This is a genomic window from Campylobacter sp. MIT 99-7217, assembly GCF_006864365.1.
Lineage (GTDB): Bacteria > Campylobacterota > Campylobacteria > Campylobacterales > Campylobacteraceae > Campylobacter_D.
In genome coordinates this window covers 1-1,673 of the sequence record NZ_QHLJ01000023.1, presented here as the reverse complement: position 1 = coordinate 1,673, position 1,673 = coordinate 1, and the positions used below count along the sequence as shown (strand labels likewise).

At 31.0% G+C, this 1,673-nt stretch carries 1 protein-coding gene and 1 pseudogene; both read left to right on the top strand.

Annotated elements, in window-relative coordinates:
- A pseudogene (locus tag DMB92_RS09225) lies at positions 1–580 on the top strand (hypothetical protein); the annotation flags it as partial.
- Positions 581–592: 12 nt separating this feature from the next.
- Complete coding sequence (locus DMB92_RS09070; RefSeq protein ID WP_142682743.1) at positions 593–1,474, top strand: DNA adenine methylase; 882 nt, start codon at positions 593–595, stop codon at positions 1,472–1,474.
- Positions 1,475–1,673 lie beyond the last annotated feature (199 nt).

Sequence of the window (1,673 nt, the reverse complement as noted above, 5' to 3'; positions counted from 1 at the left end):
AGAGGCTTTAAGCTTACTTGAAAATATCAAGGGCGAAGCCTTGCCAGCAAAGCTTAGCGAGGAAGAGTTTTTGAAAAATGGCTTTAGTGAAGTTATAAATAAAGAAAACTTTTTAAAGCATTTGAAAGGTAAGGAAGATAGCAAAACAAGGCTTAGTTTTTTAAATTTAGTTGAGCCTACTTTGAAAAGTTGGGATATAAGACTAGGTTTAGAACATGAAAGAAGCGAATATATTAAGACATTTGTTAAAAATGATAAAAGTTTGTATTATGTTTTGATAACGCAAGATAATGATAAGCTCTTTGTAACGGGACTACCAAAAAGTAGGTTAAAAAGCTTAAAAAGCGATATTAATAAAGCTTTAGAAGTAGAATTTAAAAGCCCCTTGCCTACTCAAGCTCTTAGCGATATGGGGACAGAGTTAAAAACGCTTGAAACTCACAATAATAATTCTAACACAAAAGAGGGTAAAAGTAAAGAAGCTGAATATATAAAAGCACGAGATTTAGAGGGAATTTCGTCCGCACACAGCCAATCCAAGCCCTCAACTGCACGAAACAATTTTGCCAAAAAAACATAAACAAGGAAAAAAATGTCAAATCTTTTTAATTTCGAAGAAAAACAAGTTTTTTATTCTAAGCCTCCCTTAGTTTTTCAAGGCAATAAAAAAAATGCTTTGAAAAATGTTATTAAGTTGATTAAAGAGATAAAGCAAAGCGGTCAAAAGGATTATATTTTCATAGATGCCTTTGGTGGAAGTGGTCTTTTGTCAAATACCTTTAAATACTATTTCCCAGAAAATGAAGTTATTTTTAATGATTTTGACGATTACACTTCAAGGCTTGAAAAAATCCCACAAACTAATGAGATTTTAAGCTTTTTAAAAAATGAGCTTAAGAATTTTAAAACAAATGAAAAAATATATGGTAACACAAAGGAAAAAATCTTAGCTTATTTACAACAGAAAGAAAAAGAAGATAAAGAGCTTGATTATTTAAGCATATCAAGTTTTGTTTTATTTAGTGGGGATTATGCGAAAAACTTCAAAGAACTTGCTAAAAAATCTTGGTTTTATAAAAATGGAGAAATTAACAGAAATGCTCAAGGCTATTTAGAGGGGGTTAAGCGTGTGAAAATGGATTTTAAAGAGCTTTTGAATGAGTATAAGGACAATAAAAACGCTTTTTTAATCCTTGATCCTCCGTATTTGCAAACGAATACACAATCCTATAAAGCAGGATATTATAGACTAAGCGATTTTTTAGCTTTGATTGATTTTATTCGTCCTCCTTATATTTTATTTTCAAGCTTAAAAAGTGATATTTTAGACTTTTTAGCTTGGTATGACACGAAAAACGATCGGCTTAAAAATAGAAAAATATTAAGCTCAAGTTTAGGTTTTCCAAAAACAATAGAAAAAGCAGTTGATTATATGATTTATGAGCTTAATGCAAAATCATTTCAAAACTTATAAACAAGCATTAGCATGGCTAAATAATAGCAACTTTCTTTTCGCAAGGGCTTAAATCACGCCTCATAATCCTAAAATTTGTTACGCCACCGCCTCTAAATGTCCCATATAATTATATGTTGTTGCCTCATTATTTAACCAATCCGCCACCACCTCCCTCATATACAAGCGACTACCTCATAAACGCCTCATAATAAATCCG